Origin of the sequence: Mannheimia sp. ZY171111 (assembly GCF_017750945.1) — a bacterium.
Lineage (GTDB): Bacteria > Pseudomonadota > Gammaproteobacteria > Enterobacterales > Pasteurellaceae > Mannheimia > Mannheimia pernigra.
The window spans coordinates 1,230,265-1,250,636 of sequence record NZ_CP046532.1 but is presented as its reverse complement, the minus strand read 5'-3'; the positions used below and the strand labels follow the sequence as shown (position 1 = coordinate 1,250,636).

The window sequence follows — 20,372 nt, the reverse complement described above, 5'->3', positions numbered from 1 at the left end:
AAATTCTATTTGCAAATTTAGCGACCAAAATCACCGCTTGTGTTTAGTTATTTCACCTTATTTTCTCATTCATCAACCCAAACCAACTTACTGTACGTTGATAGATCGCCTGCGAATTTAGTGCTGTAGTTTGTGAAAGAATACGGTTGAGATAACTGCCATCTCGGCTATCTTCTTCTGCAAGGTCGGAAATTGCCTTCTCAATATTTTCTCCTTTGCTTTTGAGGTAACGTTGAATATTGTGATAAATCACAATTTGGGCTTGCGATAAGCCTGCTAAGTAATCTTTTATATAGACCATTAATTGGAATAATGCTTCTTCTGAAGATAGTTTTTCAAAGCTTAGCTCCCCTATTTGCCCACCTTCACGATAATAGAATTTCACCATTTTTTCTGGGCAATAAATACAAAGCAAGAGATGATAAATCCAAACTTCAATCTTATCTTTATCTCGCAATCTGCCTACTCGCCATCGTACCATTTCATCATCGTATAGATTCGTCATATTGCCGTATAGATTGATTACTTTCTCATCAATCACAATGCTCTGGTTGAAGCTTAATACCGTGCTTTCTTTCATTAAATAAGGGGCTAAAGTGGCTCGCATATCGCTGATTTTGTTGGCTAAATCTTGCTGCGTGATCTTAGCAAAGTTAGAGGCAGGCAGATTACCTTTAAGCTGTTCTTGTTTAAAAAACTGCTCTTGCTGTTCAGGTGCAATGTCCAATAGTTCATTTAAGACAATGTAATTATCTAATCCAGACATCGCAAAAATCTCACTGTCATCAATGGTGTCATCATAGGTATTGAAGGAAATCCCCAATACGTTCGTAAAGAAGAATTTAATTGGGTTCTGCACAAAGCGGATTAGATTTTCGATTTCGATCGAAATATCATCTTCCATATCAGTATTCAATGGCTCGCTTAAGAACTCTTGATGAGTAGCAGTTGGGTTGATAATCCATTCTGCGTTATAGGCGGAATCTCTTACGTGAGTGAAGTTTTTTTTGCTAAACACCGTAAGCGGCTGTTTTCTAACTAATACATTTTCCGCATCTGAGCCTAATTTTTGCTTAAATTCAGGTTCTAAAGAGTCATTGATGATGTCTAAAAGCTGAGATACCAAAATAGAAGGCAGCCTCTCTTTGCCATCTTTTTGCGACTGCCCTATGTAGCTGATATAAAAAACATCTTGGGCAGAAAGTAAAGCTTCCAAGAAGAGGTAGCGATCATCATCACGCTTAGCACGGTCGCCTTTTTGAGGCGCATATCGCATTAAATCAAAGCTATTGATCTGTTGTTGGCGAGGGAAATCTGATTCATTCATTCCAAGCAAGCAAACTACCTTAAACGGAATCGCTCGCATTGGTAAAAGGGTGGCAAAATTCACTCGTCCAGCCAAGAAATTGAGCTGTTGAGAAGATTGGTTTAGCTGTTGGTTAAAAATGAGTGCTAAAATCTCAATATGTAGATTTTCGGCAAAACGTGTGGTGGAAATGAGTGCTAACACTTCATCATTGACTGTATTGAGTAACAAAATAGAAGCGGCATTCTCCGCATTTTCTTGATACAAATCCGCAATCAAGGTTTTCACCGCTAAATGCCATTGTGCTAAAGATTGTGGCAATTGAATCCGTTTCACCCATTCTAATAAGACGGAAACAAACGAGGCAAGTCGCCCAACTAATTCTGCATTCAATCCATAGCTATCACTAAAAGCAAGGGTGTTTTCCCAAATGCCGTGCGACTCTTTCAAACTTGAGCCAAGCAACAAACGATTTAAGCCATTCTCCCACGAATTGTAGTTGTACCAATAGGGCTGTTGAATGTCTGTGCCAGAACGCACTCCTGCATTTTTTGCCCAAATTCGCAGAGTGTGAATATCTTCCGAGCTAAAAGAAAAACGTGCTTGAATAGCCCCAACTTCTAATAAATCAAACACATATTCTGCGTTAAATTGGCTCTCTTTCATCGCCAGCAGCTGTAAGAAACTATTGATAATAGGATCAATTTTAGTCCACAGCTGATCGGATAACGAAAAAGGAATATAACGGAGATCTCGACTGCCTGCATAACGAGAAAATACGGCATCAATATACGGAGCGTATTTGTTAATATCTGGCGACATCACGATAATATCTTTTGGTCGCAAGGTTTTATCTTTCTCAAATAAATTCAATAGCTGGTTATGTAGCACCTCCACTTCCCTCATCTGGCTATGGCAAGCGTGAATTTGAATTGAGTGATCTTCGATTAAATGATCAATAGTGGCATTATTTTCAGAAATAAAAATCTGTTTTTTAAGTTTGTTGAGATTGCTGGACTCATCAGGCTCAATAAACACATCAATCGTATTGGGTTCAAACTCCATCAGTTGTGCTAAAAAATCACGCCCTTGCTTACCCCAAAGATTAAGCAATTTATTGCTCTGCTCCATCAATAATGTATCCAGATCTTCTGGCGAGATCTTATGCGTTAAAGCAAGCTTTTGCCACACTTTGTCTTCTATGCTATCTCCCCAATATTTTTCGCTTGGGTTAAAAAAGAAAATGTGAATATCACAGTGCTCGCTCAGTTTTTTAAATACCGCTAACTGTAATGGTGAGAACGCAGAAATACCAAAAACAAAAATACGTTTTGGCAACTTTTCTCTTTCCGCATCCGTTAAATTATCCAGCTTTTCAAAATAATTCTGTTGCAAATAGGCACGGTGTGAAGTGGTAAAAATACGATTATCTACACTAAATTCGAGATCTTGCACGATTTGTTGCCATAAGTGGCTTTGCCATTTCATATCAGCAGTAATCAAATTCAGATCTATATTCTTGGTAACAATTGCACTTCTTAACTCATTTTCGACCGCTTGTAAGTTGTTCTCTTCCCAATGTACTAACCAATGTGGGCGATACACCAAATATTGGTCAAATAATTCAGCAATTTTGGCAGATAGTTGGTAAAGTTTAAGCTGATATTGCTCCTCACTCGGCTGATTTGCCAAATAATGCCGAAGTGGTGCAAATTCTGCTTGGTGAAGGCAGCTTGGGAGCAAACGCATAATCCGCCAAGCCATTGAATTGCGGTCAAAAATATTCTCTTTCGGTAATTCTGGAAATAGCACACGATACTGTTGCCACAAAAAAGTCGTGGGATAAAGAAAGTTGCAATTCCCCATAACACCGCTCACTTCCGCAATCTGCATTTGTAACCACTGTGCCATTCCTTGGCTTTGAATCAAAATGGTTTCTGGCTCAAAAGGATCTTTAAGCGGATTGACTTGCTGAACTTTCACCAGCATTTCAGCTAGTGATGCAATTTGGTTGGATTGATAAAGTGTAAACATAATAACGCCTCGCTAATAAATTATTTTCCAACAAAGCGGGGAGCGATTCAATCATTATTCAGTTCAATTTTTCCCAACGGATAGCGAACACTTAGTTTATTCCCTAAGCATTGAACTTCATAACGCATATCGTTTTGCACCAGATTTGTTTCACACTCTAAACCTGCTAGCTGTAACGCAATTTGATTTTCTAATATTCCTGCAGCTTGTTGCTGCTGGAAATACTGATTAATTTGTCGATTCTGCTCTGATTGCCAATGACTAAAACTCAACGCCACAATCGAGAATAGGATTACTGCAACCAATAGAGAAATTGTAGTTTCTGCTTTATATTTATTCATCTATTGCACCTATCATATTTTCAGAATTAGCTAAATATCGCCAATAAGAATACTTTGCTTCCAGCTGCCTAATAACCTCTTTTTTAAAAGTTAAATTCCTCTCTTTTCGTGCATTATCATAAGAAGAATACAAAGTGCCATACATCTTTTTTCCGGTAATATCAAATAAATAATCGGTAATTACAATGCCATAAAAATCTTCTGGTAAATTTTCATTTATCTCATGTTGAGCAATCACAATTTTAGGATCATCTTCACGACTTTTGGGTAGCTCCGATAATGCACGAATCCTGTATATCTCTCGTTGGGGTACGTTCGATAAATCTAAATAATCAGAAAGTTGGGTAAATGAAATATACTTTTCTTTAGTCGGCTTTTTATCTTTAAACAAACTGTTAAATTGACATTCAAATTCATATTGTAAAAAATTTAATTTTTGCGGCGACAAATCAGTTTGGATAATTTTCTCTTTTTGTAATTTTTGACAACGTTGATTTTTATCTTCTTGATATAAAGAGAGAAAGTGATATTTATCTGACAGATACTTTTCATTATAAAAATGGGTAATATTTTGCTGATTAATCCATTTATCTTTAGTTACAAAGAGAATTGATAAGATAGAGCAAATTAAAATTAAGGAAACCAATAATGCACTGGCATTTTTATTAAATAGCATTCCTACCTCTAATGATTTAACAAAAAAATATAAGCTCTGGTGGAATAAGTAAGATTATTTTCTTTTACTGATTCTAATTCTATTTCCACCTCAAGCAATACATCTTTTTTCTTCCAACTAAAATTTAATTTATTGACTTTAATATTATTTACTTCAATAAATTTATGCCAAGAACCATTACAATTAGATAATAATTTTAAACACTCTTCTTTCAAACAAGTATCTAATTTAGTAGAAAATGTATAAATTTCATTATTCTCTAATTTAAAAGCAAATATTTCTTTTAATACATCACGAGTATTATTCATATCGCCTAACTTACAAGCGGTCGTTTTTGTTCTACGTTTTCCCAAACAGCCATCTTGATTTAAATCATAAAAGCTAATCAAACAATTCCGATTTGGTATATTCACACTTTTTCCATCTAGCTGAAATAAATCAAAGTTACTCCCTATTCGCTTACTTCCTTGATAGCCTATATGCTGAAAATGTTTCTGGAAGTAATGAATGAGTTGATGAGCATCTGCTTGCAAGGATAATAATTCTCTTTGTTTAATTTGAGAGCGATAAAAATCAGAATAGATTAAGGAAAAAATAAATAATACAAACGCCCCTAAGGCGGTTGTAACTAAAACTTCAAGCAAACTAAATGCCGATAAATTAATCTTTACAGGTACTACGTTTATTTTTTGCTGCCACATAAACCCGCCCTAATTGATCAAACTGTAAAATATCACTCTCTTTATTTAAATTAAGATGAATACATTTAGATTCTAACTGCCCACTTACCCCATCAATATTAATAAAGGATTTTGGATATAAACTTTTATTTTTTAATACTATGCTTTGATGAGTCGGTTTATAAAGATGATATTCCTCATTTTGATTACAACTATTCTTCATTAAACAATTACAAATAATTTGTTTATTGCTATTAACTGGTTTCATTACTGCCACCATACACCACCGATTATTTTGCTGAGAAATAGTTAATGTATAATTTCGCTTGCTATAACGAGCCTTAGTTTGGATTTGGTAAATAAAAGATTGAATATTTTCAATTTCACTATTTAATGCAATTCTATCTTGAAAAGTAAAAATAATAGGAGAGATAAAATAAATTGAAATGACCATAATAGCCATAGCAGTCAACACTTCAATTAATGTTATTGCTTTATACATAAAAATACCCTCTTGATAGAGGGCATCTTATAATTTAAGGAGAGATTGTAAATGAAAAAAATTTAATTTTTCGATACAGATCGCAAAATTAATATTTTAATTAAAATGATGTAGTGTCTTGAAATAAACCAACTTTTAAGTCTGTTGCGGTATAGATTACGCGACCATCAACTTCCACCTCACCATCAGCCACGCCCATCACTAATTTACGATTTACCACACGTTTCATATGAATGCGGTAGGTTACTTTTTTCGCTGTCGGTAAAATTTGCCCTGTGAATTTCACTTCTCCAACACCTAATGCACGGCCTTTGCCTTCCCCGCCAATCCAGCCAAGATAGAATCCAACTAATTGCCACATTGCATCTAAACCTAAACAACCTGGCATAACAGGATCGTTAATAAAATGACAATCAAAAAACCATAAATCAGGTTTAATATCAAATTCTGCTTCAATATAACCTTTCTCAAAATTTCCTTTCTCTTGGCTCATCTCAATGATACGATCCATCATTAACATAGGAGGAGCTGGCAATTGGGGCCCTTTTTCACCGAACAATTCACCTTTACCAGAAAGTAAAAGTTCTTCATAAGTATAGCTTGGTTTAATAATTGGTGTACAACTGTTCATTATTTTTAAAATCCTGTAAATAGAAAAAAGCCTGTTATATCAATACCTGATAAATTAGGCAGATAGTAACAGACTTTTAATTCAGTGAACAGCTGTAAGCTGGCTTGTCGGATCAGTCAAACATCAGCTTTTTGCAAATTTTTCTAAAAAATGAACCGCTTGTATCTTGATTATCACGATCTTCCAATTGCTGATGGATAAGCGAAAATATTGATGTGTGTTCAGATGTTAGCACTTTCTCATCATCATAAAAACGCCGAGCAAACAAAATCTCAATCGCATCAAATACATTTTCAACTGCCCAAATTTTAAATTGCTCTTGAGCCACAGCTTCAACCACTTCAGCTTTCAAGCTCAAATGCCCAAGGCAAGCAGCAGGAATAATGACACCTTGCTTTCCTGTTAAGTTTCGAGCCTTACAAATATTAAAGAAACCTTCAATTTTCTGATTCACACCACCTACGCTGAGCACATGACCAAATTGATCGATTGCACCCGTTACGGCAATAGATTGTGGTAACGCAATTTTAGATAACGCACTCACTAACACATTAAAAATAGCTAGAGAAGAGCTGTCTCCATCAATTTCGCCATAAGATTGCTCAAAAGCAATAGAAGCGGAAAACGGCAATTGAGTGGGTAATTCTAATAAATTAGCCAAGCAGGATTGAGCAAGAATAATCCCTTTTGAGTGAATATTTCCACCTAATTCGACCTTACGCTCAATATCATGAATTTCGCCATCGCCATATTGCACATTACAACTTATACGCAAAGGCTCGCCAAAACTATAAGGAATACCTTCAAAATCAATAACGGATAAACCATTTATCTGACCAATTTGCTCGCCGTCTGTTTCAATATAAAGTTGATTTTTCAAAATATCTTCCATCGTATATTCATTTAGAATAGAAGATTGTTCTTCTAAATAATTAAAATAGGTGTTTACTTCATTAATCTGTGTATCTTCATAGAAATTCTGAATACCTAATAAATGTTTTCTTAATAATGTTGGCGAAATAGAAATTAAATCACGGCTTTCACTTTCTCGGATAAAAGCCTGTAAAAATTGATTAAGTGCTGTAGGCATTAATCTTTTATTAATGATATTTTTAGCACAAGTCTGAACATAATTCGCCCATTTTTCAATATTATTATTTAATGATAAGTAGGATTTAATTTCAGTATATTGTGCAACTTGATATAAATTATCATCATAAGATAAAAGGGTTGAAATATCTTCTCTTTCACCAACCAAAATTAATTTAAATGCAGATTTTTCTTTCTCTAAAAAATGTGGTGGGTAATTAACAGAATGGGGCTCATATTCTCCAAATAATAATGCCTGCTTTAATTTATCCCACTGAGTAATATCCAATAATAATGAATTGATATTTACAATTAAAACACCATTAATTGCTTCCTGAATTGCACCTTGCACATATTCAGTTCTCTGTTCTCTTTCCAAAAAAACATAATAACCAAACAAGTTATTTTTATTAAAATCCATTTGGGTTACTATAGAAATCGTTGGATTATCTTGTCTTAAATAATCGGTAAGCTCATTGATAAATTCAGGAAATAGTTCGGATTTAACTACCAATAAAGATCCCAAATTAGCTTGCATAAATTGCTTTAAGGCTTGTTTTGCTTTTAATTGGAAATCAAAAAAATTTATCTGCTGATTTGAATCAGAAAAAGGATATTCAACAGTTAGTTCTGGACTATTAAGTAAAAAAATGGTCACAAATTTGCCTCTTTATCGAAAATTTGGTTTATTATACAGAATTCCGCTATACTTGCTAAATATAGCTTATCTTTTCCCATCACTATTTACGATTATGCGATATCAAAAACTTATCACGCAAGAAACTACTTGGAAATGGCAATATCTTCTCAAAAAATATCGGGAAGGAGAAAACATTACTAAACACGAAGAGCAAAGTTTGATTGATTTAAAGATTCAGTTTCTCTCTACATTACAAGACTCCCCTGAAGAAGTAGAAAAATGGATTAAATCAGAAATGACGACTGAACAGCGTAAAAAAATGCGTCAATCTGTTCGAGCGAAAAGAAAACGTTTTTTTAATGCCGAGAAACAAGCAACAAAGAAAAAATCAATTGATTTAGAATACGCCAGTTGGCTAAAGCTCTCTAAATATGCCAAAAGTCAAAATCTTACTTTATCTGAGGCTATCATTAAATTAACTGACGAAGTTGAAAACAAGCAGTTTTACTTAGAACAAGTTGCGAAAATGAAATCAAGTTTAAAAGATTTATTAAAATAATTAAAAAAAGCAAAAGCCCGCTTGTTAGCGGGCTTTTTTCTACTCAATTTTTCAATTAAAGTACTATATTCATTACATAGTTACTTGTTTTGAACCTTGAATTTGGATTTCAACACGGCGATCTGGTGCTAAGCAAGCGATCAATGCTTGACGACCTTTAACTGCATCACAAGTGTTACCAGTTACTGGGTTTGCTTTACCATAACCTACAGCAGTTACGCTAGCTGGGTTAGCACCTTTAGAAACGATGTAGTTAGCTACTGTTTCTGCACGGCGTTGTGAAAGTTTTAAGTTAAACTCTTCGCTACCGATACGGTCTGTGTAACCATTAACTTGAACTGCTGGGTTAGCTAAGCCTAAGTTGTTCATTTCTGCGTGAGCTGCATCTAAAGAAGATGCTGCAGCTGGTTTTAAGCTTGATTTACCAAAATCAAATAAAACATCTGAGCTGAATGCAAAGTTTTTAGTAATAACTTCTGGTGCTTCAACTGGAGCTGCACCTTGACCAAAACGATATGTTAAACCAGCAGAAACTGAGTGAATTTCTGGGCTATATTTAGTAAATTCTTCGTGTTGTGGACCAGCTTTACGAGTTGCTTTAGCATAATTGCCCGCTTTATTTAACCATTGGTATTCAACACGAGCTGCTAATTCTGGGGTGATTGCATACTCTAAACCACCACCTAAAATTAAAGATGTTTTTAAGTCGTGGTATTTATCTGTTGTGTCAGAACTATTTGGCTCAGCATAGAATTTATAGTCATTACGAACTAATGCAACACCTACTTTAGCAAATGCATCTAAATTAGGTGCAACTTCATAACTTGGTTTTAAGCTTAAGTGAGTACCGTGAGCAGAGTGTTTGAATGCACGATAATCTTTACCTTGTAAACCAACTACTTTATCGTTACCACGTACACGACCGAAATAGTCATAGCCTAATTCTAGTGCTAAACCAACATTATTTTGGTTTAAGATTTGGTAACCACCGAACACACCGTAAGTTACAGAGTTACGGTTAATACCGAAACCTTTACCAGCATTCAATAAATCATAGCGTGTGCTTCCAGCATATTTACTATCGAATTGTTTAACACCATGGTGGAATGATGCCCAACCCGCTTTAGCACCTGCATAGAAAGTGTTAGCTTGTGGAGCTGCTTGAGCTACTGTAGCAGCTGATAATACTGCTAATGCAACTAATGTTTTTTTCATTTTGATGATCCTCTTAAATATTGTCATCGATTAAATAAACTCTTAATACTCTTAAAATAATCAAGTATTAAAACTTTAACTTTATGCTTCAACAATTAAGAAGCAAGAGAGCTAATGTCAGAAATATTATACAACAAAAAATATCCTAAAAAAGAACTTTTTGTATAAAAATTATCTTCTGAGTAACATTCTTGTTCTAATTCCAGCTTGAGCAAGAATATTCTCATTATCTGACTTCATTTTTGAAAAATCAATTATTTTTTCCTAAGAAAACGTACATTTGAGTTATTTTTTAGCCAATTAGCTCATTTTTACACCAACAGATTCCATTTTAAATTGTTCGAAATCTTGCTAAGATAGCAAGAGTTACCTTATCATTTTTATAAAATCAAACACAGCTATGATACCTAGACTTTCTGAAGTACCTCAGTTAAATTCAGCTACTCAATCTTATTTAAATACGCTCGTAAATCAGCATTTCAGTGGCGATATTACCTCTCAATACGCTGACAGGCTTTCGCTCGCAACCGATAACAGCGTTTATCAGCAAATTCCGCAAGCCATTCTTTTTCCGAAATCCATTTCTGATGTGGTAATTCTAACTAAACTCGCGCAAAAACCCGAATATCAGCATTTAACCTTTACTCCTCGCGGCGGAGGTACAGGTACAAATGGGCAGTCACTTAACAATAATATTATTGTAGATCTCTCTCGCTATATGAACCAAATTTTAGAATTAAATGTAGAAGAGAAATGGGTTAGAGTGCAAGCGGGTGTGATTAAAGATCAACTAAATCAATTTCTCAAACCCTATGGGCTATTTTTCTCACCAGAACTTTCTACCAGTAACCGAGCCACACTAGGCGGAATGATTAATACTGATGCTTCAGGACAAGGCTCTTTACAATATGGCAAAACCTCTGATCATATTCTAGCGATTAAATCAGTCCTTATTAATGGTGATATTTTAGAAACACAAGCGGTCAAATCTGATCAGTTTTTGGCAAATGCCGAAAATCTTAATTTATCTGAATTAGGCAAAACTTTACACCGTGAAGTTTTTACCCGTTGCCAATCATTACGTCCAAAGATATTAAGCGAACTACCTCAGCTTAACCGTTTTATTACTGGCTACGATCTGAAAAACGTCTTTAATGATGATGAAAGTGAATTTAACCTGACTCGAATTTTAACTGGATCGGAAGGTTCACTTGCCTTTATTTGTGAAGCGAAGCTGAATTTGCTACCGATTCCAACATACCGGACGTTAATTAACATAAAATATAGCTCCTTTGATGCCGCACTTCGCTCTGCTCCTTTTATGTTGGAGGCTAAGGCATTATCAGTAGAAACCGTCGATTCCAAAGTACTAAATCTAGCCAAACAAGATATTGTCTGGCATTCGGTATCCGATTTATTAACTGAAGATACACATAATCCTATTTTAGGGCTAAATATTGTGGAATATGCCTCTAGCGATCAAAAACAAATTGAGGCACAAGTTCAAGCATTATGTGAAAATCTCGATCAGAAAATCGCAAACAATGAAGCAAATATTATTGGCTACCAACTCACGAGCGACATTAATTCCATCGAGAAAATTTATGCTATGCGGAAAAAAGCCGTCGGATTGCTAGGCAATGCGAAAGGCTGGGCAAAGCCAATCGCCTTTGTGGAAGACACCGCCGTGCCGCCTGAAAACTTAGCCGATTATATTGCTGAATTCCGTGCCTTATTAGATAGTCATAATTTGCCATACGGAATGTTTGGACACGTGGACGCTGGCGTGTTGCACGTTCGTCCGGCCTTAAATTTATGCGATAAAACCCAAGTGAAAACTTTTAAGCAAATTTCCGACCAAGTGGTCGAGCTTACTGCCAAATATGGTGGCTTGATTTGGGGAGAACACGGAAAAGGGATGCGTTCTTATTATGGTGAGCGATTCTTTGGCAAGACTTTATGGCAAGAGCTTCGCTATATCAAACAACTGTTTGACCCACATAATCGCCTAAATCCAGGCAAAATCTGCACACCACTTGAAAGCGATGCAAAACTTTACCCGATTGATTCACCAATGCGAGCTGATTTCGACCGCCAAATTCCGATCCAAGTGCGTGAAGAATTTAAAGGTGCAATGAACTGCAACGGCAACGGCTTATGTTTTAACTTTGATGTTCATAGCACGATGTGCCCGTCAATGAAAGTATCGGGCAACCGCCTCTATTCGCCAAAAGGACGAGCCACATTGGTGCGTGAATGGCTGCGACTACTGGCGGAACAAAACATAAAGCCTGAAGCGTTAATCTTCAGCCAAACCAAACAAACCGCCAAATTGAGTGATTTCGTTGCTAAAATTCGCCACACGCTAAACAAAAAGAAAGAGTACGATTTTTCGCACGAAGTGAAAATGGCGATGGACACCTGCCTTGCCTGCAAAGCCTGTGCTAGCCAATGTCCAATTAAAATTGATGTGCCAACGTTTAGATCGCAATTTAACGAGCTCTACCACACTCGCTATTTACGTCCACTGAAAGATTATGTGGTTGCGAATTTAGAATTTATTGCCCCCACAATGGCAAAACAGCCAACGTTCTTTAACTTTTTCAGCACCTCAAATTTCGCTGAAAAAGTGGCAAATAAAACAATTGGAATGAGCTATTTACCCGCATTATCTGCCCCCAATTTGCAACAGCAATTAGTGGAAATTGGCTATCAAGGCGAGAGCTTAGAAAGCCTTGAGCAACAAGCAACAAGCGGTGATTTTTTGGCAAAAAATTGCAAAACACTGTTTATTGTGCAAGATCCTTTCACTTCTTATTATGATGCTAAAGTCGTTGCTGACTTTGTCGCGCTCATTCAAAAATTAGGCTTTAAACCCATCGTTCTCCCCTTTAAACCGAGCGGAAAAGCACAACACGTTAAAGGCTTTTTACATAAATTTGCTAAAACGGCCCAAAACCAAGCAGATTTCCTAAATCGAGTGGCAAAATTAGGGTTGCCAATGGTGTCTATCGATCCTGCTCTTACCTTAATTTACCGTGAAGAGTATAAAGATGTGCTGAAAGAATCTCGTGGCAATTTCAACGTATTATTAGCCCACGAATGGCTAAGCGAGGAGATAAAAAAAGGAGCATTAGAAAATTGCAAAAAATCAACCAATTCAGACCGCTTGCAATGGCATTTGTTCTCACATTGTACCGAATCCACCGCTCTACCTAATTCAGCCAAAGAGTGGCAAGCCATTTTTGCCCATTTTGGCGAAACCTTGGTGACCGAAGCTGTCGGCTGCTGCGGTATGGCGGGAACTTTCGGACACGAAACAACGCATTTAGCAATGTCAAAGGCGATTTATGAACAATCTTGGCAACAAAAAATCAGCGGAAAATCACTTGCTCGCTGTTTAGCAACAGGCTACTCTTGCCGCTCGCAAGTAAAACGCTTTGAACAACAAGGAATTAAACACCCCGTGCAGGCATTACTTGAAATCATCTAGCACGATAGAAAAAATGAAAATTTGCCCGACAAACTAAACAGGAGCTTAGAAAATGACCGCAATTTGGAACTCACAAATGACCAAAGACTTATCGCCCGAGCAAATTATCGACAAGTTAAATCATTTTTGTAGTCAGTCAGCAGTGGCTCACTTAGGGATTAAATTCAGTAAAATTACCGATGATACGCTTGAAGCAACGCTCCCCCTTGATCACCGTACTCAACAGCCTTTTGGATTATTACACGGTGGAGTTTCAGCCGCCCTTGCGGAAACTTTAGGTTCGGCAGGCTCAAGTTTAATGTGTAACGCAGAGCAAATCGCAGTGGGTACAGAACTCAGTATTTCGCATTTAAAAGGCGTGAAAAAAGGCACTGTAACTGGTGTTACCAAACCGCTTCATTTAGGTGGCAGTAGCCAAGTGTGGCAAATTGAACTATTTGATGAAGAAGGCAATTTGTGTGCGATTTCACGCTTAACCAATCGTATTTTAGAAAAACGGTAATCTGCAAACGCTTTGCAAGCGGTCAGATTTTCAGATAATTTTGCAAAACATTGCTCAAATCCGACCGCTTGTTTATAAAAGGCGTTTGGAAAACACGCCAACCTATTATAAAATACCTTTCTTTTTATCCATTACTAACAAGAGAACTTCAAAATGAATAATCGTGGCTTACTGCTAATGGGTTTACTTCTGGTGTCTGTGCTTATTTTTACACAGTGGCGGCAAGATTTTAACCCTGAAATTCAAGCTCAAAAACAGGCTCAAGTGGCAGCTCAACTCCAACAACAAATGGGCGATGTTCCAGCAGCTTCTAACGCCAATCCGATTGCAGACAGCATCACGCAGGGCAAAACCATTACCGTAGAAAGCGATGTGTTACGCCTAACCATTGATACCTTAGGTGGCGATGTAGTGAGCTCAGATTTATTAAAACATAATGCTGAACTAAACTCGAACATGCCATTTAAACTATTACAACAAGATGGAACGAAAACCTATGTTGCACAAAGTGGTTTAGTGGGTAAAAATGGTATTGATACTAATTCAGGTCGTCCTCAATATGCGGTAACGGCTAATAGCTTCAAATTAGCTGATGGTCAAAATGAGCTTTCCGTGCCATTAACGTTTGAGAAAGATGGCATAGTTTACACTAAAACCTTTACACTAAAACGTGGTAGCTATGATGTTGGCGTAAATTTCAACATTAAAAATAATACAGCAGAAACCATTGAAGTTCAGCCTTACGGTCAATTAAAACACTCTGTGGTGGAGAGCTCAGGTAGCTTAACTATGCCAACTTATACTGGCGGAGCTTACTCTTCTTCAGAAACCAACTATAAAAAATATAGCTTCCAAGATATGGAAAAAGCCAACTTAAGTATTAACACAAAAGCTGGCTGGATTGCGGTATTACAGCACTACTTTGTTTCTGCTTGGGTGCCTAATCAAGATGTCGAAAACAATCTTTATTCACGCACCAATAATGGTGTCGCAACTATCGGTTATCGTGGCCCATTAACAACCATTGCACCAAATTCTGAAGCGAATCTAAGCAGCAAACTTTGGACAGGTTCTAAAGACCAAAAAGAGATGGAAGAGGCAGCGAATAATCTTGATTTAACCGTAGATTATGGCTGGGCTTGGTTTATTGCAAAACCGCTTTTCTGGTTATTAACGACCATCCAAAAAATTGTAGGTAACTGGGGCTTAGCCATTATTGGTGTAACGATTGTCGTAAAAAGCTTGCTCTATCCATTAACTAAAGCACAGTATACCTCAATGGCAAAAATGCGTATGTTGCAACCAAAAATCCAAGAGATGCGCGATCGTTTTGGCGATGATCGTCAACGTATGAGCCAAGAGATGATGAAATTGTACAAAGAAGAAAAAGTCAATCCGATGGGCGGTTGCTTACCTATTCTTATCCAAATGCCAATTTTCATCGCATTATACTGGACATTTATGGAAGCAGTAGAATTACGCCACGCACCATTCTTCGGCTGGATTCAAGATTTATCGGCACAAGATCCTTACTACATTCTGCCGCTGTTAATGGGTGCTTCAATGTTCTGGTTACAAAAAATGTCGCCAACTCCTGTGGCTGACCCAATGCAGCAGAAAGTAATGACCTTTATGCCTGTAATCTTCACCGTGTTCTTCTTATGGTTTCCATCAGGCTTAGTACTTTACTGGTTAACCTCAAACCTAATTACAATTGCACAGCAATGGGTAATTTACCGTAACCTTGAGAAAAAAGGCCTACACTCTCGTAAGAAATAATACATAGCAAAAAAAAGCCCGCTGAATAAAATCAGCGGGCTTTTTTATACTTGACAAGCGGTCATAAAATAAAAAAACGTTGCAAATTATAATACTGCCAGAGCCGCATCATAATCTGGCTCTTGTTTGATTTCTGGCACTAATTGGCTATGTAATACCTTGTTGTTCTCATCTAATACAATCACTGAACGAGCCGCTAAACAGGCTAACGGGCCAGAGGTAATATCTACACCAAGTGTTTTATGTAATCCACAGTGACGGAAAGTGGATAACACTTTCGCATTTTCAATCCCTTCTGCCCCACAAAAACGAGCTTGAGCAAAAGGTAAATCAGCTGAAATACATAATACGACCGTATTATCTAAACTCGTTGCTTTTTCGTTAAACACACGCACAGACTTCGCACAAATACCCGTATCAATACTTGGAAAAATATTTAACACTTTACGCTTACCGTCAAAATCAGACAGTGAAACGTCCTCTAAATCGCTATTAACCAGCGTAAAATCTGCCACAACATCACCTTTTTGTGGGAATGCACCTGCAACATCAATTGGGTTTCCTGCTAAAGTTACTTTACTCATTCTTTTCTCCTTATGAATAAACAAGCGGTCTAAATATACAGATTTTTTACAAAATAGGAAACTATCAATTTAATTATGATAATCTTTAGAAACTAACCTTATTTTGCTATACTCATAGACATCTGATTTTTAAGGTTATCACTGTTATGTTGAAAATTTTTCGTATTTTTTTGGTTGCCACTGCAGCCATTCTAATTTCTATTGTTGGCACACTTTATGCCTTAGTGCGACTACGCCACCCGAGCAGCGTGGGCGTTGTAGCACGCTGGTTCGGCTCATTGCATAAATTAATGGGCGTAAAACTGATTACTCGTAAAAAACCTGAAATTGACTACCCTGTTATCTATATCGGCAACCATCAAAATAACTATGATATGGCAACAATTTCGTCAATGGTGGCTGAAAATACCGTAAGTATCGGCAAAAAAAGCCTGATTTGGATTCCCTTTTTCGGCTTAGTTTATTGGGCAACGGGTAACATTTTTATTCATCGTGAAAAACGTTCAAGTGCCATTGAAACAATGAATAAAGCAGGGCAAATCGTAAAAAAACGTCAAGTATCTGTTTGGATGTTCCCAGAAGGCACTCGTAGTCGTGGACGTGGCTTACTGCCTTTTAAAACAGGAGCTTTCCATCTAGCGATTTCCGCAGGTGTACCAATTGTACCTGTTGTCTGTTCTAACTTACATAATAAAATTGATTTGAACCGTTGGAATAACGGTATTGTGATCTGTGAAATGCTTGATCCTATTGACACTTCCAGTTATAGCCGTGAAAACGTAAAAGAATTAATGGAAAAATGCCATCAAATTATGCTTGCTAAATTTGAAGAGCTTAATCAAGAAGTTCAACAGTTAGAAAATACAACGAAAAACATCTGATATGAAAAAACAGATAACCCGACGCCAATTTTTACAAAGTGCTGCCTTAGCGGGTGCATTCTCAACTTTACCAAGCTATGGGATAGCAACAGATCGTCCTCAGCTTAAAATTCCACCTTTAATGGATATTGGCCGTGGTAGGCCAGTTCGGCTTGATCTACGCCCTGCCCAAACTCAATTTGATATAGGTAAATTGGTGGATGTATGGGGTGTAAATGGGCAATATCTTGCCCCAACCGTACGAGTGAAATCGGGCGATTTTGTTAAATTAACTTATCTCAACAATTTACCACAAAAAATCTCAATGAATATTCAAGGGCTACAAGCTTCAAGCGAGATCATTGGATCAGTACATCGTACACTTGAACCCAAAAGCAGTTGGTCTCCGATTGTATCTATTAATCAACCAGCCTGCACTTGTTGGTATCACGCTGATACTATGCTCAATTCAGCTTTCCAAGTGTATCGAGGCTTAGTTGGTTTATGGTTGATTGAAGATGAGCCGAGTAAAAAATCAACATTACCAAATAAATATGGCGTTAATGATATTCCACTGATTTTGCAAGACCAACTCCTCAATAAAGAAGGCATACAGGTATTAAACAAAAACCTCCCACAATTTTTAGGTAAACGCCTTTTTGTGAACGGACAAGAATCACCTTATTTGAATGTACCTCGTGGCTGGGTGAGATTGCGTATTCTCAATGCCTCCCTCTCTCGAGCTTATGAGCTAAGGTTAGATAACGGTCAGCCACTTCAAAAGATAGCAACAGGCTTGGGAATGCTAGCTAAACCAGTAGAAATGGAATCCATCCGCCTTGCCCCAAGCGAGCGAGTAGAAGTACTTATTGACTTAAGCGATGGCAACACGGTTTCACTGATAAGCGGTCAAAAAAGAGATTTTTTTTACAAAATCGAGCAAATATTTACCCGTAATGACGAATTAACCAATAATGTCATTTTAGAGCTCAGACCACAAGGCCTGGCGGCAGTGCTCAACACAAAACCCAGTTTGCCTGCTTTTCCCTCAGATGAATTTAATTTAAAAATCAGCCAAGAACGCCGATTTATGCTTCGCCCATCTGATTATTTGATTAACCAAAAGCGATTTGATCCAACACGGATTGATTTCACCGCTCAAAAAGGACGCATTGAACGCTGGTATTTGCATAGCACACAAGCGGTCGGATTTACGCTTCAAGGTGCAAAATTTATTATAGAGACACAAAACCGTAAGCCATACCCGCTTCATCAACTAGCTTGGCAAGACACCGTTTGGCTAGAAGCTGAGCAAGAAGTCACCCTTCTAGTTCGTTTTGATAACACCGCCTCTGAAAAACTCCCCTTTACCTTTGGTGTGAGCGATTTTATGCTACGTGATAGAGGTACGATGGGTCAATTTAATGTAATTGAAAATAGACAATAACGGGCTGATAAGCGATAATGCCCCATAATTTTGCCCATAAAAAGGAAAAAATAATGAGCCAAGAATTTTTAGATTTTGAAATGCCAATTGCTGAACTTGAGGCAAAAATTGAGTCTTTAAGAGCAGTCAGTCTGCAAGATGACAAAATTGACCTTGATGATGAAATCACACGTTTACAAAAGAAAAGTAAAGAACTGACTAAAAAAACTTTTGCTAATTTAGACGCTTGGCAAATTTCTCGTATGGCACGCCACCCAAATCGCCCATATACATTAGATTATATTGGGCAAATATTTACTGAATTTGATGAATTAGCTGGCGACCGTGCTTTCGCAGATGACAAAGCAATTGTTGGCGGAATTGCCCGCCTTGATGGCCGCCCAGTGATGGTAATTGGTCATCAAAAAGGTCGTACGGTAAAAGATAAAGTGAAACGTAATTTCGGTATGCCCGCACCCGAAGGTTATCGCAAAGCGTTGCGTTTAATGAAAATGGCAGAACGCTTTAATATGCCTATCATTACTTTTATCGACACGCCAGGAGCTTATCCAGGGATTGGGGCGGAAGAACGTGGTCAATCTGAGGCAATTGCACACAACTTGCGAGAAATGTCACAACTTTCGGTGCCAGTAATTTGCACCGTGATTGGTGAAGGTGGCTCAGGCGGTGCATTGGCTATCGGCGTGGGCGATAAAGTGAATATGTTACAATACTCTACTTACTCTGTAATCTCACCCGAAGGCTGTGCCTCAATTTTGTGGAAAAGTGCTGACAAGGCATCAACTGCCGCAGAAGTAATGGGCTTAACCGCGCCTCGTTTAAAAGAACTTGAACTAATAGACAATATCGTTCCAGAGCCATTAGGCGGTGCGCATCGTAATATGGAAGAAATTGCTCAAAACCTCAAACAACGCATTTTAGATGATTTAGCAGAATTAGACAGCCTTGATAAAGAAGCGTTACTAGAGCGTCGTTATCAACGTTTAATGAATTACGGTTACGTATAAGCCATTATAAAATAATGATCAAGCGGTAAGATTTTGGTGAAAATTTGCAAAATCTTACCATGTTTCACTTAAAGGATTACATTAAATAGATATCGCTTAATCTCAACCCAGAGAACTCACTAGCGATCAATATCTATTTTAAGGAATAAATATGAAAAACGTGCTCTCTATCCAATCTCACGTAGTATACGGCTACGCAGGCAATAAAGCAGCCACATTCCCAATGCAATTGTTGGGCGTAGATGTTTGGGCACTAAATACCGTTCAATTTTCTAACCACACCCAATATGGCAAATGGGGCGGAATGGTAATGCCAAAAGAACAAATTGGCAGCATTATTGATGGTATTAATAATATTGGTGAACTCCATCGTTGCGACGCTGTGCTCTCTGGCTACATCGGCTCAGCAGAACAAGTAGAAGAAATCATCAATGCTTTCCATAAAGTCAAAGATGCAAACCCAAATGCAATTTATATCTGTGATCCCGTGATGGGACATCCCGACAAAGGTTGTATTGTCGCAGACGGCGTGAAAGAAGGCTTAATCAACCTAGCAATGGCAGAAGCAGATATTATCACGCCAAACTTAGTCGAATTACGCGAGCTAACAGGCCTGACCGTTGAAAACTTTGAGCAAGCAATTGACGCTGTTAAATTAATTCTGACTAAAGGTCCGAAAAAAGTATTAGTCAAACATTTAAGTCGAGTGGGCAAAGCAAAAGACAAATTCGAAATGCTATTTGCCAATCAAGACGGCGTTTGGCACATAAGTCGACCACTGTATCACTTCAACAAAGAACCTGTTGGCGTGGGTGACTTAACTGCTGGATTATTTGTGGCAAACTTACTAAATGGTCTATCTGATCTTGAAGCCTTTGAACATACCGCAAATGCAGTCAATGAAGTAATGGAAGAAACCTCAAAATCAGGCGTTTACGAACTACAAATTATCGCTGCCCGTGAGAAAATTTTAGCCCCTAAATGCAATTATCAAGCAATTAAAATTGCTTAAACATTGCAAAAAAAT

Annotated in this window: 17 protein-coding genes; 8 read left to right on the top strand and 9 right to left on the bottom strand. The window is 37.4% G+C overall.

Translation table 11 applies throughout. From position 1 onward, the window contains the following. Positions 1-52: 52 nt before the first annotated feature. The 7 genes from recC to GM698_RS06085 form a co-directional block, all read right to left on the bottom strand. Complete coding sequence (gene recC / locus GM698_RS06115; protein WP_209289098.1) at positions 53-3,340, bottom strand: exodeoxyribonuclease V subunit gamma; 3,288 nt, start codon at positions 3,338-3,340, stop codon at positions 53-55. Positions 3,341-3,387: 47 nt separating this feature from the next. Next, positions 3,388-3,681, bottom strand: a complete 294-nt coding sequence (locus GM698_RS06110) for a DUF5374 domain-containing protein (RefSeq protein WP_209289097.1) — start codon at positions 3,679-3,681, stop codon at positions 3,388-3,390. Continuing rightward, positions 3,674-4,357: a DUF2572 family protein gene (locus GM698_RS06105; RefSeq protein ID WP_209289096.1), complete on the bottom strand. Its 684-nt coding sequence runs from the start codon at positions 4,355-4,357 to the stop codon at positions 3,674-3,676. The genes GM698_RS06110 and GM698_RS06105 overlap by 8 nt, the downstream gene beginning before the upstream one ends. Positions 4,358-4,365: 8 nt before the next feature. After that, on the bottom strand, positions 4,366-5,058 hold the full coding sequence (locus GM698_RS06100; RefSeq protein ID WP_209289095.1) for a type II secretion system protein J: 693 nt from the start codon (positions 5,056-5,058) through the stop codon (positions 4,366-4,368). Beyond that, positions 5,018-5,539 carry a Tfp pilus assembly protein FimT/FimU gene (locus tag GM698_RS06095; protein WP_176807695.1) on the bottom strand — a complete coding sequence of 174 codons (522 nt, stop codon included), beginning with the start codon at positions 5,537-5,539 and terminating at the stop codon, positions 5,018-5,020. The genes GM698_RS06100 and GM698_RS06095 overlap by 41 nt, the downstream gene beginning before the upstream one ends. A gap of 100 nt (positions 5,540-5,639) precedes the next feature. Further along, positions 5,640-6,170 (bottom strand): bifunctional 3-hydroxydecanoyl-ACP dehydratase/trans-2-decenoyl-ACP isomerase, encoded by a 531-nt coding sequence (gene fabA / locus GM698_RS06090; RefSeq protein WP_176809519.1) that lies wholly within the window; start codon positions 6,168-6,170, stop codon positions 5,640-5,642. Between the two features lie 112 nt (positions 6,171-6,282). Next, a complete protein-coding gene (locus tag GM698_RS06085) occupies positions 6,283-7,917 on the bottom strand; it encodes an AAA family ATPase (protein WP_209289094.1) in 1,635 nt (544 codons plus the stop codon). A 94-nt stretch (positions 7,918-8,011) separates the two neighbouring features. Here GM698_RS06085 and matP point away from each other — a divergent pair, with 94 nt between their 5' ends. Further along, positions 8,012-8,458 carry a macrodomain Ter protein MatP gene (gene matP, locus GM698_RS06080; protein WP_159628672.1) on the top strand — a complete coding sequence of 149 codons (447 nt, stop codon included), beginning with the start codon at positions 8,012-8,014 and terminating at the stop codon, positions 8,456-8,458. 72 nt (positions 8,459-8,530) lie between these two features. Here matP and ompA read toward each other — a convergent pair whose 3' ends face one another. Continuing rightward, positions 8,531-9,673: a porin OmpA gene (gene ompA / locus GM698_RS06075; RefSeq protein WP_209289093.1), complete on the bottom strand. Its 1,143-nt coding sequence runs from the start codon at positions 9,671-9,673 to the stop codon at positions 8,531-8,533. 400 nt (positions 9,674-10,073) lie between these two features. On the opposite strand from ompA, the gene GM698_RS06070 reads away from it, so the two are divergent. The 3 genes from GM698_RS06070 (at position 10,074) to yidC (ending at position 15,447) form a co-directional block, all read left to right on the top strand. Beyond that, the gene (locus GM698_RS06070; protein ID WP_209289092.1) at positions 10,074-13,166 is read left to right on the top strand and encodes an FAD-binding and (Fe-S)-binding domain-containing protein; all 3,093 of its coding nucleotides are present in this window, start codon (positions 10,074-10,076) and stop codon (positions 13,164-13,166) included. A 52-nt stretch (positions 13,167-13,218) separates the two neighbouring features. Beyond that, positions 13,219-13,668 carry a hotdog fold thioesterase gene (locus GM698_RS06065; protein WP_272955346.1) on the top strand — a complete coding sequence of 150 codons (450 nt, stop codon included), beginning with the start codon at positions 13,219-13,221 and terminating at the stop codon, positions 13,666-13,668. A 153-nt stretch (positions 13,669-13,821) separates the two neighbouring features. Further along, positions 13,822-15,447 (top strand): membrane protein insertase YidC, encoded by a 1,626-nt coding sequence (gene yidC, locus GM698_RS06060; RefSeq protein ID WP_209289091.1) that lies wholly within the window; start codon positions 13,822-13,824, stop codon positions 15,445-15,447. An 86-nt stretch (positions 15,448-15,533) separates the two neighbouring features. On the opposite strand, the gene tpx is transcribed toward yidC, so the two are convergent. Next, positions 15,534-16,031: a thiol peroxidase gene (gene tpx / locus GM698_RS06055; RefSeq protein WP_209289090.1), complete on the bottom strand. Its 498-nt coding sequence runs from the start codon at positions 16,029-16,031 to the stop codon at positions 15,534-15,536. Positions 16,032-16,177: 146 nt separating this feature from the next. Here tpx and GM698_RS06050 point away from each other — a divergent pair, with 146 nt between their 5' ends. The 4 genes from GM698_RS06050 (at position 16,178) to pdxY (ending at position 20,357) form a co-directional block, all read left to right on the top strand. Next, positions 16,178-16,912 (top strand): 1-acylglycerol-3-phosphate O-acyltransferase, encoded by a 735-nt coding sequence (locus GM698_RS06050; RefSeq protein ID WP_176809513.1) that lies wholly within the window; start codon positions 16,178-16,180, stop codon positions 16,910-16,912. Between the two features lies 1 nt (position 16,913). Next, entirely contained in the window at positions 16,914-18,338 is a 1,425-nt protein-coding gene (locus tag GM698_RS06045; protein WP_176807702.1) for a multicopper oxidase domain-containing protein, read from the top strand. Between the two features lie 53 nt (positions 18,339-18,391). Continuing rightward, positions 18,392-19,345, top strand: a complete 954-nt coding sequence (gene accA / locus GM698_RS06040; RefSeq protein WP_176807703.1) for an acetyl-CoA carboxylase carboxyl transferase subunit alpha — start codon at positions 18,392-18,394, stop codon at positions 19,343-19,345. Between the two features lie 151 nt (positions 19,346-19,496). Then, positions 19,497-20,357, top strand: coding sequence for a pyridoxal kinase PdxY (gene pdxY / locus GM698_RS06035; RefSeq protein ID WP_209289089.1), 861 nt, complete (start codon positions 19,497-19,499; stop codon positions 20,355-20,357). The last annotated feature ends 15 nt before the right edge of the window (positions 20,358-20,372 follow it).

Coding starts and splice junctions, on each gene's coding strand:
- recC (WP_209289098.1), bottom strand. CDS start 3,340: ATGTTTACACTTTATCAATCCAACCAAATTGCATCACTAGCTGAAATG.
- GM698_RS06110 (WP_209289097.1), bottom strand. CDS start 3,681: ATGAATAAATATAAAGCAGAAACTACAATTTCTCTATTGGTTGCAGTA.
- GM698_RS06105 (WP_209289096.1), bottom strand. CDS start 4,357: ATGCTATTTAATAAAAATGCCAGTGCATTATTGGTTTCCTTAATTTTA.
- GM698_RS06100 (WP_209289095.1), bottom strand. CDS start 5,058: ATGTGGCAGCAAAAAATAAACGTAGTACCTGTAAAGATTAATTTATCG.
- GM698_RS06095 (WP_176807695.1), bottom strand. CDS start 5,539: ATGTATAAAGCAATAACATTAATTGAAGTGTTGACTGCTATGGCTATT.
- fabA (WP_176809519.1), bottom strand. CDS start 6,170: ATGAACAGTTGTACACCAATTATTAAACCAAGCTATACTTATGAAGAA.
- matP (WP_159628672.1), top strand. CDS start 8,012: ATGCGATATCAAAAACTTATCACGCAAGAAACTACTTGGAAATGGCAA.
- ompA (WP_209289093.1), bottom strand. CDS start 9,673: ATGAAAAAAACATTAGTTGCATTAGCAGTATTATCAGCTGCTACAGTA.
- GM698_RS06070 (WP_209289092.1), top strand. CDS start 10,074: ATGATACCTAGACTTTCTGAAGTACCTCAGTTAAATTCAGCTACTCAA.
- GM698_RS06065 (WP_272955346.1), top strand. CDS start 13,219: ATGACCGCAATTTGGAACTCACAAATGACCAAAGACTTATCGCCCGAG.
- yidC (WP_209289091.1), top strand. CDS start 13,822: ATGAATAATCGTGGCTTACTGCTAATGGGTTTACTTCTGGTGTCTGTG.
- tpx (WP_209289090.1), bottom strand. CDS start 16,031: ATGAGTAAAGTAACTTTAGCAGGAAACCCAATTGATGTTGCAGGTGCA.
- GM698_RS06050 (WP_176809513.1), top strand. CDS start 16,178: ATGTTGAAAATTTTTCGTATTTTTTTGGTTGCCACTGCAGCCATTCTA.
- GM698_RS06045 (WP_176807702.1), top strand. CDS start 16,914: ATGAAAAAACAGATAACCCGACGCCAATTTTTACAAAGTGCTGCCTTA.
- accA (WP_176807703.1), top strand. CDS start 18,392: ATGAGCCAAGAATTTTTAGATTTTGAAATGCCAATTGCTGAACTTGAG.
- pdxY (WP_209289089.1), top strand. CDS start 19,497: ATGAAAAACGTGCTCTCTATCCAATCTCACGTAGTATACGGCTACGCA.